Source organism: Bradyrhizobium sp. Ken01 (assembly GCF_055807355.1).
Genome location: NZ_JBVVPC010000144.1, coordinates 1 through 829 on the forward strand (window position 1 = coordinate 1; position 829 = coordinate 829).

The 829-nt window shown below is 64.2% G+C and carries 1 protein-coding gene; it reads right to left on the reverse strand.

The genetic code is table 11. The features are described 5' to 3' along the window. Nucleotides 1-829 (reverse strand): DUF1522 domain-containing protein (locus AC0L3S_RS39095; protein ID WP_473285287.1); only part of this gene is annotated, 829 nt, incomplete at both ends.

The following is an 829-nucleotide window of genomic DNA, read 5'->3' on the forward strand; positions in this document are numbered from 1 at the left end:
ATCGACGAGTTCTTGGCTCCGCTGGTGGTCTGCAAGGCACCGGAGGCGCCGGCAGTCTTGACGGTCTGCACCCCGGTCGCGAGATCGATGGCGTTCAGAATGTCACTGACCGCGCCGGACTGCAGGTAAACCGTCGAATTGCCGTTACCGTCGGTGACGAGATTGCCGACCAGGGTGGAACCCGTGGTCACGGCGGAGGGCGTCACGGCATTCTTGAACGTGATCGTTTTCCCGTCCACGTTCAGCGTCGAGCCGTCCTGGATCAAAGTGCCGAGTGTGCCCGCGGCGGTTGAGCGCGCCTGGGTTACATTGACAGTACCGCTGCCCGCCGCCCCGCTCAGGCCGAGGGACTTCAGAAGGTCGGCACGGCCAGTGATGCTGAGATCAGCACCGGTACCAGTCGTGAGGGTAAGAACACCACCTGCGGAAATGGAAGCCAAAGTGCCCGAGCCGGCTACGACGGCAGTACCAGCACCGTTGAGCTTCCCAGCACCGGTTGCGAGATCGATCGCGTTAGCCAGATCCTGCACCGTGCCGGTCGGAGCAGTGGCACCCAGGTAAACGGTCGAATTTCCGTTGCCATCCGTGATGAGGTTGCCAACCTTGTTCAAACCTGTGGGCGCAGCGGCCGGAACGTCGGCCGTCTTGAAGGTGATCGTGTGTCCATCGACGGTCAGCGTTTCGCCATCCGAAGGCGCGCCCTTGGCCGCAATGGTTGTCGCTGAGGGGGCGCCGGCGAGCGTAAGGCCCGCAGCCAATTTGGCCGCAGTGCCACCGCCGTCCGGTGCCGCGGATCCGACCAGCGAAGCCGACCCACCGCCGAGCGTGG